Below are 16,130 nucleotides of genomic sequence, written 5' to 3' on the forward strand. Positions count from 1 at the left end.
GGATCTTCCCAACATTGAAAGGCACACCTTCTGGTGCGTTTAAAAATGGCTTGAATTTCGGGAGTTCAGCTAAGTGCTCGGAATTCTAATTAGTTAACTTACCTTTATATGTTGACTGGTCGCCATCAGATTTCTTTCCTGCACCGTCATCATCTTTGCAAGTGTCAGTTATGTTACGGACAAAGTGCTACTCTTTGCATAACAACATTACTATAGTTGTCGTTCTATCCATCTTGAAAGTTTCGTTTTTTTATTTCTCAGTATTACTATCGTTATATGGTATTTTGCAGTTGCTAGTAATTTCGAAAAAACCGCAGATAACAAAGGTAACAAAAAACAGGTCAATCATGGTGGTATCTGACCATAATCGACCTGTTCAATGTAACGGAATCCGCTATTTGGGTTATAAAAATAAAGCCTTTAATGTTCGTACAATCAAAATGACCAAATCTTTATACGGGTATTACATGGGTTAAGTCTGCTTAGGCTCAGCCGCCCGACTTATTCGGCACTGGGTAGGATCTATTCATCAACAACCTAAATAGGATAAAAGACCACAGTAAGGGCGGTATTTCTCGTATTAACAATCCTTAATATAAATTTTCAAAAAAATCGTTAAAACTGTTTTTCAAAAAAAACATATTTTCCATCTCTTCATCTGACTCCATGTCATGCATCCAAAAATATATTTTTCCAAAGTATTTCTCACTAATTCCAATACAAATCTCGTTTCCTCCTGGATCACTAGCAATCGAAATAAATCCCTCAGGTAGCTCACCATCTAAAACCTCAAACACCTTAGCCAAATTCCCCTTCATATCACCGATCCCGTAAAATTTATTTACGACACTTTCACCCTCTTCATCAGAAATCTTAAATGTAGATGTTTCAGGATAGCCTCCATTATATTTAAGCAAAAAATCAATATACTGTTCAGGAAGCTTAAGAACATATTTACCTTCAAATTCACGAATTTCATTTATAGTTATTTTCTCATTTGCTCGATCCATATTCGCCATGGTTATTCTCCTTTTTTATTTTTTCCATTTACTGTAGACTGACCACCGATATGTCTAAACTCTCTATGAATATCTTCATCAACAAGAATCATTGTCTTTCCATCTTCATGATGATGCCACGAATAACCTTCAGGAGGTTTATTACTTGCTGGCACAGGCGGATCAGAATCCTTATTAAGCCCTGCTTCTAAATTAGCTTTTTTGAAGTCTTCTTGAGGGTTCTTAGGTACAGTAACTTCAATTGGTACTGGTTTAACAGTAGGGTGGTAATATGCTGAAAAGTCAGGATACCCATTAGGATAACTAACCGATATCCCTTCTTTATTAGTATAAGTCCAAGTCCCACTCTTATCTAACAAAATAGTACCGCCTTTATCATACCACTTTTTAGGAACAGGTGAGTTCATAGGCTTGGTATTCATTATTTCATCTGTAAAATCTGACAGTTCTAACTTCCCTGTCTTTTTACCCGTCCCCTCAATCTTACCACCTTTCACATCCCCAAACCCATTCATCTCATTTATATAATGCTCCTGCACAAATGTTTTGGGCAGTGGATTCGAATCCATGGGGATCTTTCCTACACTGAAAGGCACACCTTCTGGCGTGCTTAAAAATGGCTTGAATCTCGGGAGTTCAGCCAAGTGACCGGAATTCTGAAGGACTTTATTAAGGTCTTTCACGCCTTCCATCGCTTTAGTGGCAAAATCTTGTACCCCATCGGCCACTTTTCCTACCTTTGTACCCTTAGTCACAGATAGCCCCGGTACCAATACAGAAGCAGCTGCACCCAGCATGGAAGCCTTTTCCTCCGGCGTTCCCTCATTAAAGTTATGATACATCTTCTTCGCTGCTTCTGCCAAGACTTCTGGATGTTGCATGATATAAGATGCTGTATCTGCCATTTCCTGTGTCGTCTTCTCCGGGTCTATGACAAAATGGAATGTAAACGTCACTGTATCCACAACACCCATAACGGTTTCCTCGATAAGAGATCCTACAAATGCCCGCGTAACCGCATCCGCTTGTACCACTTTTTTCCGCCATTCTGTCATTCCGTAGGTTGATTCCAACCACGAATAATATGCCGATAACGAATTGGTCTCGTTAGGTTTTAATACATGCGCATTAAAATAGTTGAGTGTTATCTCATTCTTATTGTTATATGCGGTAATCGGTGTCCCATCTGGAAGCTCCATCGGCGGAATATTCAGTCGTTCCCCTACGAGTTGGCGCTTAGCCCAGGCTCCCTGATCTCCTGGTTCCATCGCCATTCGGAGCATCAGCAGATACGATTCATTCTGAACTAATGGTACGCTGCTGGTAGTAATTGACGGATCATAATCACACGCCTTAACCACTGGTTTCTTGAAATAACCACTTAGATCCTTATCTGCTTGGTAATGGACTTCGTCTATGCCTAGATATTTCAGCTTTTGGCGTGCGTCTTCCGCCAGCTTATGCATTGCGTCCATTTGAGCTTTGTTTCCAAACGCTTGATATACTTTATATGCGGTCTGCGCTTTTGCGATTTGATCCCGTGCCTGGTAGATATCCTTCAGCTTACTTTGGGCTGTAATGGAGTCGATCGTTCCCAATCCGGAATTCTTAACCATTGTTTGTAGTTTCTGCACCAAAGGATCGGTATTCAACTCATCCCGTCCCATTAAAGCAGCAATCGAGGTGATCAGTTTCGTGACCATCTTCTGGGCATACGTCGGGATCGGAAACTGTCCATTTGCATTGCCTCCCCCAAGTTTTCCGAACATCCCTCCAAGAGTACCAAATTGCTGAAAAAGTTGATTAGCCTGCCTCTTGTTCTCATCCTGTGCACCTTGAACTCCTTTTACTGCAAGACGAATAATATCTTCAAGCTTTTCAGCTTCTACCGTCAGTTCATTGATAAGCGTCTGAGCTCGTATCAAATCTGAACCCAGCGGAATACCACCCCAGTTATTGGTCTGACCTCTCAGCTGCAAGTACAGCCGGTTGGTATCTTGGCTTACCAGTCTGATTTTTGTCTGCAGGCGTTCGACTTCATCTTCTTTAAATACCATTTTGTCCAATGCCATTTATGACCTCCAGTTCTTACACTTAGACCATCCAATGCACCTTTCTTCGACCCCACAGCTCTTTATGTACTACATCATCTTTAAAAACTTAAGTATTTGGAGCGCACACCTAACCTATATATCGGCTTAGCTTCCCATTATTTTACTTTAAATCCTTTCTTTTAATTTTTTTAATTCTAATTACTGCTGTAAGAATAAGTAGACAGCAAAAAAACAGGTTGATTATAGTGATAGCTCCCTATAATCAACCTGTTTAACAGAACGCATAGGATTGATTCTTGTATCTGATGCTTTATATTATTCAATTAACACATGTGACTTTGGACGTAAAAAGAGCTATCCAGTACCCAACCAGGGAAGCATGGACAGCAAATTTTAGGGATCGTTAATGATTCAACTTCTCTCATTTCGTAATCGCTCCACCGTCCCGACGAAACTGCTTTGGGGTCAAGCCAGTGTATTTTTTAAATAACTGTGTATAGTAACTTTGGCTGCAAAATTTAAACATCAAAGCGATTTCGGAAATAGACTGATTCGTGTGAATGAGGATCGACTGCGATTCCTCAATTCTACGCCGGTTGATAAATTCCGTGAGCGGCATACCCGTTTCACGCTTGAAGCGGTCGGACAAATAACTGGGATGCACACCGACATGTCCGGAAATCAAGCTAAGGTTCAAATCTTGAAACAGATGCTCGCGTATAAAATATATGGATAGATTGACAATATGTGAATAGTGAAGGTTCTCCTTCTGCTGCCGCATCACTGTGATGAATTGCAGGACCATTTCATATTCATATCGATGAAGTGCATCAAGCTCCGTCGAAGCTTCCACTGCACGGATGAACGTATCACTCAGCTGAAATGCTGTCTCAGGGTCAACACCACCGCGGATAATCGCACGTGTAAACAAGGTGCAGGATGCAATCATAGCGTTTTTCTTGGAGCGCAGCGGATATCGGGCTAGCGTAGCGGCTTCCATTGCGTTAATTCTATGCAGTGCTTCGAGTGCCCGGTTCTCGTCACCCAGTCGGATAGCTTCCAAAAGCTCATGTTCATAATCCAGCGGAGGATGGACAAACCCCTCTGACAGATCCACAGAACGTGTGGACCAATATTCCGGCAGTTTATGTTTCCCTTTAAGTTGATCCATACTTATTAACCTCACCTAAAAATTTTGATAATATGCTAAATAATTTAGTATAATCTTAGCTCTTTCGGACTTAAAATTCAATTCATAACCATCAAGGGAGGAAACATAAGCATGAGCTGGAGCATTGCCAATCAGGGATTGTCGGCAGATACCCTACTGAATTTGGAAAGTATTTTTGCGCTGGGGAATGGATATTTGGGCGTGCGTGGCAATTTTGAAGAAGGGTATTCCGATAATGAAATCCGCAGTATCCGCGGTACGTATTTGAACGCTTTTCACGATGTGATTGACATTCCCTATGGGGAGAAGCTGTTCGCCTTTCCAGGGACCCAGCAAAAACTAGTTAATATTATTGATTCCCAAGATATAAATATTTATATAGGCGAAGATAAGGAGCCCTTTGCACTTACTGAAGAGAGTGTGCTTGCTTATGAGCGTAATCTCCATATGGACAAGGGCTATTCGGAGCGTAAAATTCACTGGAAATCGCCCTCCGGTAAAGAACTCAAGCTGCATTTCCGGAGGCTCGTTTCTTTTACTACCCGGGAGCTATTTGCTATTCATCTTACGCTTGAGCCTGTTAATTTCAGTGGTCCAATTCAAGTTGTATCCCGTGTAAACGGCGATGTTAGCAATTATACGAATCCGAATGATCCACGTGTAGCAGCTGGCCATGCCAAACGCCTAAGTGTAGTAGCGTCTGATGTTCGCGGTGAATATGTATGCCTGGAGAATGAGACGATGGCTTCCGGTCTGCGGACCTCCTGTGTCACCCGTCATGAATGGGACGGTGATTGGCTGGTTGAAACTCTAGCTGGAGAAACCGATGCAACAGTGACGGCAACCGCTTCCTTAGTTGGTCCGATGTCGCTGACCAAATGGAATGTTTATACGGATACTCTGCGCCATGAACAAGGTCTTGTAGATAGAGGAATTCAGGTACAGGAATCACTCCAGAACCGTTCCTTTGAAGACATGCTGGAACAGCAGGAGCAATATTTAGCTGACTTCTGGAAGCGCTCCGATGTAGGGATTGAGAACGACTCATCACTTCAGGAGGGCATACGTTTCAACCTTTATCAGCTGCTGCAATCAGCCGGACGCGACGCACACAGCAATATCTCTGCCAAAGGTTTATCCGGAGAAGGATACGAAGGTCATTATTTCTGGGATACGGAAATTTACATGTTCCCTGTGTTCCTGATGACTTCTCCTGACTTGGCCCGGCAGCTTCTATTGTACCGGTACTCCAAGTTGGAGGAAGCAAGGGATCGTGCTAAAGAGATGGGCCATGCCCAAGGTGCATTGTTCCCATGGCGGACGATTTCGGGTACGGAATGTTCCTCCTTCTTCCCATCCGGCACAGCCCAATATCATATCAGTGCCGATGTAGCCTACAGCTATATCCAATATCATCTCGCGGAAGAAGATGATGCCTTCTTGCTCCAATACGGCGCAGAGGTGCTATTTGAGACGGCGCGGTTGTGGATGGAAATCGGTCATTTTTACGAAGGTAATTTCCACATTGACGAAGTAACCGGACCAGATGAGTACACTTGCCTGGTGAACAATAACTATTACACTAATGTAATGGCTAAACATAATTTAAAATGGGCAGCGCGCAGTTTCGCTCGACTTCAGGAGTATGACAAGGTTGCATTTCAAGCACTGTGTATCCGTCTGCATGTTACTGAACAGGAAGCGGATAGCTGGCTGAAAGCGGCGAATGCCATGCTGCTTCCTTACGACGAGAAGCTGGGCATTAATCCGCAGGATGATACTTTTTTACGCAAAGCGGTCTGGGATTTCGACAATACACCACCGGAGAAACATCCGTTGTTGCTGCATTACCATCCACTCACGCTGTACCGTTATCAGGTCTGCAAGCAAGCCGATACTGTACTGGCTCATTACTTGTTGGAAGACGAGCAGTCACAAGAAACTATTCGCAAATCGTACGATTATTATGAGCAAATCACTACCCATGATTCCTCCTTGTCCTCTTGCATATTCAGCATTATGGCCTCGAAGATCGGGTATAAGGACAAAGCGTATAACTATTTTATCGAGACGGCGCGGCTCGATCTCGACAATACGCACGGAAACACTAAAGACGGATTACATCTCGCCAATATGGGTGGAACGTGGATGGCCATTGTGTACGGTTTTGCCGGAACACGTCTCAAGGAAAATGGCCTGTCGCTCGCTCCGTCCCTACCTGCGGGCTGGCAGAAGTATAACTTCCGCCTCACCTTCCGCGGCCGCCTCATTGCTGTAACCATTCGAGAGGAAGGTGTGGAGCTTGAATTGCTAGAGGGTGAAGCCCTGGATCTAATTCTCTACGGACAATCGGTGACTCTGGGCAACGACAAGCCAGTAACTCAAGCACTACAAGTCTAATTCATAAGGAGCACAATACAATGAATGCAACCTCTCAAATTCAAGCCGTAATCTTTGATCTGGACGGCGTTATTACCGATACCGCAGAATATCATTATCAGGCTTGGGGTATGATTGCGAAAGAGCTGAGCCTCCCGTTCACCCGAGAGTTCAATGAGAACCTCAAAGGTGTATCGCGCATAGCCTCTCTGGAGTTGCTACTTGGACAAGCGACAACTCTGCACACCTACTCTCCCGAAGAGATGGAGGAGATGGCGAACCGCAAAAATGAGTTTTATCAGCAACTCATTAAGCAGTTAACCCCGGCCGATGTGCTGCCTGGTATTTCTGAATTGCTCGCCGAGCTGAAGAACCACGGAGTGAAGACTGGCATTGCCTCCGCTAGCAAAAATGCCTTTACTGTTATCCGCCTTCTAGGTATGGAGAAAGACTTCGGAGTTATTGTAGATGCAGCCAAGCTTGCCCGCAACAAACCAGACCCGGAAGTGTTCCTGACCGCCGCCGATGCGCTTGATGTAGATCCGCAATTTTGCGTCGGGGTCGAAGACGCAGTCGCCGGGGTAGAAGCGATCAAAGCGGCAGGTATGTTCGCGGTATATATCTCCTTACAGGAGAGCTTGTCCATCGCTGATATGAACTTGAACAACACTGCTGAACTTAACTACTCCGAGCTAAACCAGCAATTCTCTAATAAGAATAGAGTAAGCTAAATAATTGGGTATCCCAGTCTAAATATATGTAAGTTACGAACTAAGCCGGCAAGCTCATAAGGGAAGCTTGCCGGCTTTTGTTTGAAATATGCTTTTCAGAACATCCGCTTCTGATTTCGATTGTCAATAACCTATTGATAATATTTCGCTTGTGCTTTCCACATCGTGCTGTACTCCTGCTGATCTTTCAACAATTGATCATGTGGACCGTATTCACGCAATTCACCATTGTTAAAAAGTGCGATTTTATCGCAGAATTTACAAGCAGATAACCGATGCGAGATATAAATAACGGTTTTATTTGCTGCCAAGAGATTGAAGTTGTTGTACATCTCAAACTCCGCATAAGGGTCTAGCGCAGCTGTAGGCTCGTCCAGAATAAGAATAGGTGACTTTTTGAGTAAAGCTCTAGCAATAGCTATCTTCTGACTTTCACCACCCGAAAAGTCTGTGCCTCTATCATCAAAGATTTTAAATACCTGTGTATCTAGTCCTCTTTCTAAATATTTCATTTTTGCTTCCAATCCTACTTGATTAAGCACTTCTTCCATTTCCTTATCCGATGTTTCGCTATCCTTCGCGCATAAGTTGTCTTTGATAGAAAATGAAAATAATTTATAATCCTGAAACACAACACCTAAGATTTTCATATATTCATCGTATTGATAATCTTGAATAGATCTTCCATTCAGAAGAATCTCTCCTTGATCAGGTTCATACAATCGGCAAAGCAGTTTAATAAAAGTCGTTTTACCTGCGCCATTTTGACCTACTATAGCTAACTTCTCTCCATTTTTTATCGTCATTGATACATTTTTTATTGAATAGCTCTCGTTTCCCGCATATTTAAAAGACACATTGCAAAATTCAATCTCAACATTCATGAGTTTTTCAAGACGTTCTTCTCCGCTTTTCATTGTTGGACTTAGACTTTCAAATTCTCTAAACACCTCAATGTACTTACACATTTGGCGAAAATCAACATAAGCATTCATTCCCAGAGACACTTGCGTAGAAAAGCTATTGGCTGCGGAGATATACATAACAAAACCACCAATTTGAATTTTCCTCGTAACTACTTTCACAACCATGTAGGCGTAGATAATGACCATTTGCAATTGAAGATTAACACTGGTCAGGCCCTTATATCTCCCCACTTTTTCGTAAAGCCCTCCAAAACCACAAACGCTTTCATTATGATATACATCCACTTTATTCAGCAAATAAGGAGCCATCCCAAACAAACGGACATCTTTAGCCATGGAAAAATCAACGGCCAGTTTGGAATAATAACCAAATTTCCGATTTAGAGGAGCTAATAATTTATGAAAATTGAATTGAGCTTGTTGCGACTTTTTAAAGATAAAGGTATTAAGTACAATCATCCCAATAATCAGCACGATGATTCCAATGTTTAACGTAGAGATTAAGGCCGTTAGTCCCAATAGGGAGAGCATTGTTTGCAGCAAAATCTTCATACTATCTAGCATTTTACGTATAACATCCTGCTGCCTAATGGGAGTAAGCGCCTGTTCTTTAAGATCTAGCACTTTGGAATTCTCTAAATTCTCATAATCCAGGTTCATAATATGATTTCCAATATGTAGCTCTAAACTATCCATGACCAATAAATTGGACAGTTCAATTTGTTTAGTAAGATAACTCTGAAGTAACCCCAAGACAGCATTACCTGCCACCAAAATTCCTATCCAAAGGATAATATTCATTTCGCGGCCAGCTCCCATCAATTCATCAATTAAATATTTGGGAAGGATAATGTTTATAAACGGAAAGATTGCGCTACATAGTGAAGAAACTACCATTAACGGAACATAAGATTTTGACATGGAATGTACCAGCTTCAAAAAGTAAAGGGTCACATGCCAATCCTTTTTCAGAGCAGGGAATGGATTCATAAGCTAGGTATCACTCCCCTTATAATATTGTGCTTGAATCTGATACATTTGATTGTATTTTCCTCTGCGTTCCATCAATTCGCTGTGAGAACCGGCTTCGGAAATCTCTCCTTGCTCCATATACAATATCTGGTCACAGAACCGTGTGCTGGACAACCGATGGGAAATATATAATGCTGTTCTCTCTCCGATCATTTCATTAAATCTTGTATACAGGTTGAATTCGGCAATTGCATCAACTGCTGCAGTCGGCTCATCCAAAATAATCAATTCTCCATTCTTATATAGCGCCCTTGCCAACATCATTCTTTGGTTTTCCCCTCCAGAGAACTCAACGCCTTGATCATCCAAAAACTTTTGCATTGGGGTGAGAATACCTGATTTCAATGAGGCGACTTTTTCGCTTAGTCCCGCTTTTTCAAGACTGTCATGAATTCTTAAAGCGTCAGACTCTCTATGTTCTTTTAGAGAAATATTCTCTGCTAATGAGAAAGCGAGTACGCGAATTTCTTGAAATACCGTAGAAAATAATCTCCAGTAATCCGTTTTAGCAAAATGTTTGATATTGATTCCATTCAGCGTTATCTCTCCACTATCGGGTTCATACAACCTGCATAACAATTTGATAAGCGTTGTCTTGCCAGCACCATTATGACCCACAATAGCAAGTCGTTGATGCGGAGGGATGATGAAGGATATTTTATTAAACACAGGCTGGCTAGTACCAGGATAAGTAAAGGAAACTTCTTTAAATTCTATCGAATAAGGGCCTGTTGGGAGTGTATGCATAGCTCCTTCCCCCTGCTTATCTTGCGGTATCTCTAAAAAGTTACGGAGTTCCTCTATGTATAAATTCTGTGTGCGCAGATGGGCTAAATCTTTCATAAATCCCTGAAGAACGCCAGAAAATCCAGCGACAGCAGTTGTGTACATCACAAAATCACCTATAGTTATCCTCTGATGAAGGTAAAGATACGCCAAATAACCATATACAATCCCCTCACGGAATAACCGGATCAAAATATCTAATATTTCACTTTGAAAATAAGAGCTGCTGATTGAGGACTGAATTTTCTGTCTATTTTGAACACTTGAATGGTATAGGGAGACCAATGTATTGTTAAAGGAATTAATCCGAATTTCCTTACCAAAAGTAAAGTCTTGCATAATATCCGAATAATACTTTCTCTTCCTCTCCAATTCCGAAAGCTGTTGTTCATGTTCATACTCATAACGTTTAGCACGCAGGGAAAACACATAAGAACACCCAATACTTACAATTAGAAAAACAATAACAGCAATATTTAATCCTCCAATTACAGTTATATAGCCCGCAAAAGCAAGAAATCCAGCCAGACATGAAAAAAATGTATGAAAAAGTCCCTGAAACCCATTCTGCACACTTTGTAGAGAACGCTTGGCCTGCTCCATCTGATTAAGATAACCGGGATCTTCTGTATTTTTGAAATCAACATTCATATTTTGCGCAGTGTGGGCGTGGATCTGTTTAAATACAACTTTCATTAATTGAGTTAAACCCAAATTTTGTAGATATCCTGTAAAATAGCTAGTGATAGTCAGTATTAAAAACATCAGTGAAATTAGGAAGATAAACTGTTGAGGTCTTTGCTGTCCCGTCAGTTCATCTATAATAAATTTTGGGAATAGGATTAAAAGGAAGGGCTGCATAGCTAAAAGAAGCGTTACAGTAGAGTAATAAATAATGGAACGTCTACTGTTAATCCAGGATGTGGAGAGGACATAGCGGATGCTGGTCCAAGTGGAGGTTAAGGATTTTGATCTCATTACATAAAGTTCCCCTTAGTATTTAAAATGTTTCTTGAATACATTTTATCAATACTATTATTTGGAAACAGTATGAATAAATTAGTATAAACAGTATTATTTTAGGTGGATTAACGGGTGAATTCATGCATCACAAATAAAAAGGTTCTTGATAGCCGAAGCTAGCAAGAACCTTAATCTTTAGTTTCATCCTCAGAACACCGACTTCTAATCGCCATTGCAGGCATCCTCACAGTATTCCAGCTTTATCAGATCTATCTTTAAAGAGCTTCTTTATCGTGAGTCCAAATAAAACACAGCAAGTCAGTGCCGCACAAAAATCAGCAATAGGCTCAGCTATAATCACCGCATCTGTTTTCGGGCTAATAAATGTCGGGAGCAAAAGTACTAATGGAATAAGCAAGATAATCTTACGCAAGATTGCGATAAAAATAGAAACCCGGGCTTGTCCTAAAGCAATAAATACTTGTTGAAACGCTAATTGAATACCAAAAATACAAGTGCCAAGGAAAAATATCTTCATTAATCTAGCCGTCAGAGCCACAAGCTCAGGATTATTGGTAAAAATGATAATGGGCAGCTTCGGAACAAAAATGGCTACGCCACACATCGACAATCCGAAAGCTGCGCAAAAAACACTGCAATATAAAATGGTGGATTTTACACGTTCGAAATCGCGAGCTCCATAATTATAGCTAATAATAGGCTGTGCCCCCTGCGCAAAACCAGATAACAATGTTCCAAAGATTTGCATCAGCGTGCCCATAATCCCCATGGCAGCAACGTACAGATCGCCTCCAAATTTAGCTAAGGACGTGTTAAATACAATTTGAATTAAACTTTCGGTCGACATCATAATAAACGGAGAAAGCCCCAATGCAAGTACACTTGCAGCCTCTCTAGGTTTAATGCGCATATTCGATAGACGCAAGCGCAGATGCGCACGTTTAGAGATTAAGAACCCCAATACCCAAATCGCCGAAATAAATTGGGCAATTACAGTTGCCAACGCTGCACCCTTAATGCCCATATTCATCTCAAAAATAAAAATGGCGTCAAGGACGATATTCACAACCGCTCCAATGCATACCGTGAGCATGGCTGTTTTGGCATATCCTTGTGCTGCAATGAATGGATTCAATCCTAAAGAAATGAGCACCGCCACAGTTCCTAGAAGGTAAATGCTTAAAAAATCGTCGGCTAGCGGCAATGTATCGTGACTCGCCCCGAATAACGTTAAGAATGGCGACTTAAAGATAAGAAACAAAGCGGTTAGGATTATGGACGCCATCAGCAGCATAGTAAAACAACTTCCCAGTAATTCTTCTGCTTTTTTATGTTCTCCTTCGCCCATCTTTATGGAAGCTAGGGGTGCCCCACCAGCTCCGATTAGAGCTGCAAATGCTGAAATCAACATAATGATCGGAAAAGATATCCCTATAGCGGATAAGGCTAACGTTCCCCCCTCCTCCATTCTTCCAAGGAACATCCGGTCAACTACGCTGTACATGGCATTGATTAACTGAGCGATAACGGCAGGAATAGCCAACAAGAAAATCAGCTTGGGAATACTTTGCTTGGCAAAACGATCCTTCATTTGATTATTCATTTAATTCAATTCCACTATAGCTTCTCGCAGGCTTTTAGGAAGCTTTTTGACAACCATATCGTAGGAATGGTCTATCATGTCAAAGACATCCGACTCTGACAAGGAACCATCGATCATGATTGAATTCCAGTGTTTTTTGTTCATATGAAATCCCGGTTGAACGCTCTCATGTTGCTCTCTAAGGTTTTCCGCAATGATCGGGTCACATTTTAGATTTAAGCGAACGACCTTCCCTGTTTCCTCAAAAATAAGCGCGAACATTTTATCAGCTACTTTGATGACCAATGGAGTGGGGCCAAACGGATGCTCTTGAGTCGCTCCTTTTTTTTTCAAACAGTATTCGATGATATTATTCTTCAAATCTCTCTCTCCTTCGCTGATCAACAATATGATCATCTCTGCCCTTAAACATGTTTCTTAATTATATCATTTTATTCAGCTGAGCAGTTTCTGTATAATTTTTTTAGCTTTGGGATAACTCATATTTTTGGAGCAGACGAAAAATGCAACATTTGAACCTTTATGGGCATACTACCTACGTGTAAATTTAAATATAAAGGAGCTTTCTTATGACAGGAATTTTAGGTGGCAACCCCAAGGATGAACCGATGCATTATGGAGAGATCTTTAGTGTATGGCAAGCTTCGATGGTAGCAAAGGGCGCCCTTTCGTGTTACCGAGCTTACTTATATCATGCCGGCGACAATGATCTCAAAAAAGTATTAAGCGCATTAATTGATCAAGCTGAGCTTGAAATTAGTGAGTGTGATACGCTGCTGGCAGATAACGGGATTGCTTCAGTACCAGCGATGCCGAATAGACCCGAAGTTAAGCTTGAAGATATTCCTATAGGTGCACGATTCACAGATCCCGAGATTGCTGCTAAAATTGCTGCCGATACTGCTACAGGATTGGTAGCTTGTAGCCAGGTTATGGGTCTTTCTATCAGAGAAGATATTGGTGCATTATTTGCAAAATATCACCTGACAAAAGCAGCGATAGGCGTTAAAATCCTCAATTTGAGCAAGAAAAAAGGGTGGCTAATTCCTCCACCACTTCAGGTAAAAAGACCAGAGTCTGAATAAGATTGTACTCTGAAAAGGTCTTCGATAAATCGGAGGCCTTTTTGGTTGTCCTACAAATTGTTTCTTTTGAATAGGCTAGTATTACACACAAATATTAGAGAGGAGGGAATGCTATCAATACTTTTATTGGATATATTTTTCTTGGTCTTTCGCTATCCGCACCTATTGGTCCTATTAATGCTGCTCAACTGGACAAAGGAATTCGTAAGGGCTTCTGGCATGCTTGGGTGGTAGGGCTTGGAGCCATAAGTGCAGATATCATATTTATGTTACTAGTTTACTTTGGGGTAATCCATCTGCTCGAATCCCCTTTTATTAAAGCATTCTTGTGGTTATTCGGTTTCTTTGTGCTGGTGTATACGGGCATAGAGAGCATTAAACATGCTGGTGTGATTTCTGAACCCGGTATGAGAAGCAATGATTCATCCTTAACGAAGTCTTATTGGTCCGGTTTACTGATGTCTTTATTCAATCCGCTTTCCATATTATTTTGGCTAGGGATATACGGGTCCATTTTGGCCAAAGCGGCCATGGAGTATCCAATGCAGCAGTTGTTGATTTATAGCGGAGCTATTGTACTTGGAATTTTGATCTGGGATGTATCTATGGCGGCCGCTTCAAGCATGTTCCGTAAAGTCCTCACAACCGGTGTTTTAAAATCGATCTCCGTGCTGTCAGGCCTTTCGCTTGTTGGTTTTGGGCTTTATTTTGGTGTACAAGCCGCTAGGCTATTGTTTTTTCATTAAGTTCTGTTTTTTTTCGGCCGAATGATTTTTATTGGATCCTTTGAATAATCGATTATTCCCTGAATTTCTAACAATAGATTCCCTTTACTCGGTTCCTTATCCGTATCAACGGTACGTTTCTTACGAACACGTGTCACGATCCAATCACAAACGGCGATCAGTGTGACAAGCATCAGACTAATATATAACCCTGGACGACTGAGGGAATGAAAAAGAGTACCGGTGACCGCGAGCCCAATGAGCAGTAATCCTAGCCAACGTTTAATCGTGCTAAACCGGCTTCCTTTTAACAGTTTTCCAGAAGACAGCAGAATAAACGACCAATTATACAGCAACATTAACCCAGCCGCAGTAGTGATATACTCATACACTTTTCCTGGTAACAATAGTGACATCACCACTGCCGCCGTAATCCCAACGGTGATCAAAGTAAGGGCATAAAAAGGATATTTATCCTTCCACTTCCGAGAAAATAACTTCGGCGCATCTCCTTCTTGAGCCAGGGTAATCATCATTGAAGTTACAGCGTAGAGTGACGCAGTCATTGTAGAGAAGCCAGCGACAATCAACACCCCGTTAAATAAATGAGGCACGAAAGCCAAATGATCACTACTTAGTGCTAGAACAAACGGACTTTCTTTCGAGTTAAACGCACTAAACGGCACCATGATTACAGCTAGACCAATAGACAAGATGTATACAATAACTAGAGCGATCAGCATAACCTTTCCCGCTTTTGGTGCATCCTCCGGCTTTTGAAGTCTATTGGACATAATTCCGAGTACCTCAATCCCTCCGTAAGCATAAAAAGCGAACAGAAAGGCAGACCACAACCCCATTCCTCCTTTAGGAAACAGTCCGGAGTAGTTTAATGGAACCTTCGGTGTATACTTCCCTCCGCCTATCCAACCAGCCAATAGAGCAGCCGCAATGATTAAGAACATGAGAATAGCAGCTATTTTTATTACAGCCAATACATTTTCAACCCGGTCAAACCCCTTATTCCCAAAAAAGACAATGACAAGGCCCAATAAAGCAAACCCAGCAGCAAAAATCCACATAGGTACCGCTGGGAACCAAAAGCGCGAAAAAATAGATAAAGCAGTTAGTTGACTACCCATGATTAACAACTCCGAGAACCAATAAACCCAGCCACTGCAAAAACCCGCCCAGCTGCCAAACGCTTTTTTTGCATAGGAACGAAAAGAACCTTGCTCTGGTTGTTCTGCCGTCATACGTGAAAGAGCATCAAATACTATGTACGTTCCAATAGCAGCCAAGATATAAGCGATCAGTACTGCAGGCCCGCCTATAGAAATCGCTAAGCCTGAACCTAAGAAATACCCGGTTCCAATTGTACCTGCAACGCCTAATAAACTTAACTGCCACCATTTCAATTTATTTTCATTTTTTGAATTAGTAGAAGCTTGGTTCAAAGAATTCAGTCCTTTTCGTAAAGAAGATATAAGTTCACCTTCTGGATTTTACACACTCCAATAGGCTGTCCTTATACTCTTAACTACATGCAGACTTTTTTTATTCTATATAATGCAAAGGGATTGAGACCTGAATACATTTAAAAAGAGTAAAGTGACCTATTGGTCGCTTTACTCT

The 16,130-nt window shown here is 41.5% G+C and carries 12 protein-coding genes; 4 read left to right on the forward strand and 8 right to left on the reverse strand.

Annotated elements, in window-relative coordinates:
* Positions 1-590: 590 nt before the first annotated feature.
* The 3 genes from M2444_RS27990 to M2444_RS28000 form a co-directional block, all read right to left on the reverse strand.
* Positions 591-1,019, reverse strand: a complete 429-nt coding sequence (locus tag M2444_RS27990; RefSeq protein ID WP_094879048.1) for an SMI1/KNR4 family protein — start codon at positions 1,017-1,019, stop codon at positions 591-593.
* Between the two features lie 2 nt (positions 1,020-1,021).
* Positions 1,022-3,091, reverse strand: a complete 2,070-nt coding sequence (locus M2444_RS27995) for an HNH endonuclease (RefSeq protein ID WP_280788636.1) — start codon at positions 3,089-3,091, stop codon at positions 1,022-1,024.
* A 403-nt stretch (positions 3,092-3,494) separates the two neighbouring features.
* Positions 3,495-4,244: an AraC family transcriptional regulator gene (locus M2444_RS28000; RefSeq protein ID WP_280788637.1), complete on the reverse strand. Its 750-nt coding sequence runs from the start codon at positions 4,242-4,244 to the stop codon at positions 3,495-3,497.
* 111 nt (positions 4,245-4,355) lie between these two features.
* Between M2444_RS28000 and M2444_RS28005 the strand changes: the two genes are divergently transcribed.
* Positions 4,356-6,644 carry a glycoside hydrolase family 65 protein gene (locus M2444_RS28005; RefSeq protein ID WP_280788638.1) on the forward strand — a complete coding sequence of 763 codons (2,289 nt, stop codon included), beginning with the start codon at positions 4,356-4,358 and terminating at the stop codon, positions 6,642-6,644.
* Positions 6,645-6,664: 20 nt separating this feature from the next.
* Positions 6,665-7,354, forward strand: coding sequence for a beta-phosphoglucomutase (gene pgmB / locus M2444_RS28010; RefSeq protein ID WP_094870391.1), 690 nt, complete (start codon positions 6,665-6,667; stop codon positions 7,352-7,354).
* A gap of 131 nt (positions 7,355-7,485) precedes the next feature.
* Here pgmB and M2444_RS28015 read toward each other — a convergent pair whose 3' ends face one another.
* The 4 genes from M2444_RS28015 to M2444_RS28030 all read right to left on the reverse strand — a co-directional run bounded on the left by M2444_RS28015 (position 7,486) and on the right by M2444_RS28030 (position 13,045).
* Positions 7,486-9,270, reverse strand: a complete 1,785-nt coding sequence (locus M2444_RS28015; RefSeq protein ID WP_280788639.1) for an ABC transporter ATP-binding protein — start codon at positions 9,268-9,270, stop codon at positions 7,486-7,488.
* A 3-nt stretch (positions 9,271-9,273) separates the two neighbouring features.
* On the reverse strand, positions 9,274-10,959 hold the full coding sequence (locus M2444_RS28020) for an ABC transporter ATP-binding protein (RefSeq protein ID WP_179283615.1): 1,686 nt from the start codon (positions 10,957-10,959) through the stop codon (positions 9,274-9,276).
* A 346-nt stretch (positions 10,960-11,305) separates the two neighbouring features.
* Complete coding sequence (locus M2444_RS28025; protein WP_280788640.1) at positions 11,306-12,685, reverse strand: MATE family efflux transporter; 1,380 nt, start codon at positions 12,683-12,685, stop codon at positions 11,306-11,308.
* On the reverse strand, positions 12,686-13,045 hold the full coding sequence (locus M2444_RS28030; protein ID WP_094870387.1) for an MmcQ/YjbR family DNA-binding protein: 360 nt from the start codon (positions 13,043-13,045) through the stop codon (positions 12,686-12,688).
* A 209-nt stretch (positions 13,046-13,254) separates the two neighbouring features.
* On the opposite strand from M2444_RS28030, the gene M2444_RS28035 reads away from it, so the two are divergent.
* On the forward strand, positions 13,255-13,770 hold the full coding sequence (locus M2444_RS28035) for a DUF3231 family protein (RefSeq protein ID WP_280788641.1): 516 nt from the start codon (positions 13,255-13,257) through the stop codon (positions 13,768-13,770).
* A 113-nt stretch (positions 13,771-13,883) separates the two neighbouring features.
* Entirely contained in the window at positions 13,884-14,516 is a 633-nt protein-coding gene (locus M2444_RS28040) for a LysE family transporter (RefSeq protein ID WP_280788656.1), read from the forward strand.
* Here the strand turns inward: M2444_RS28040 and M2444_RS28045 are convergent.
* Positions 14,513-15,952: an amino acid permease gene (locus M2444_RS28045; RefSeq protein ID WP_280788642.1), complete on the reverse strand. Its 1,440-nt coding sequence runs from the start codon at positions 15,950-15,952 to the stop codon at positions 14,513-14,515. The genes M2444_RS28040 and M2444_RS28045 overlap by 4 nt on opposite strands.
* Between the last annotated feature and the right edge of the window lie 178 nt (positions 15,953-16,130).

Source organism: Paenibacillus sp. PastF-3 (genome assembly GCF_029893135.1).
Taxonomy (GTDB): Bacteria; Bacillota; Bacilli; order Paenibacillales; family Paenibacillaceae; genus Paenibacillus_AQ; species Paenibacillus_AQ nitricinens.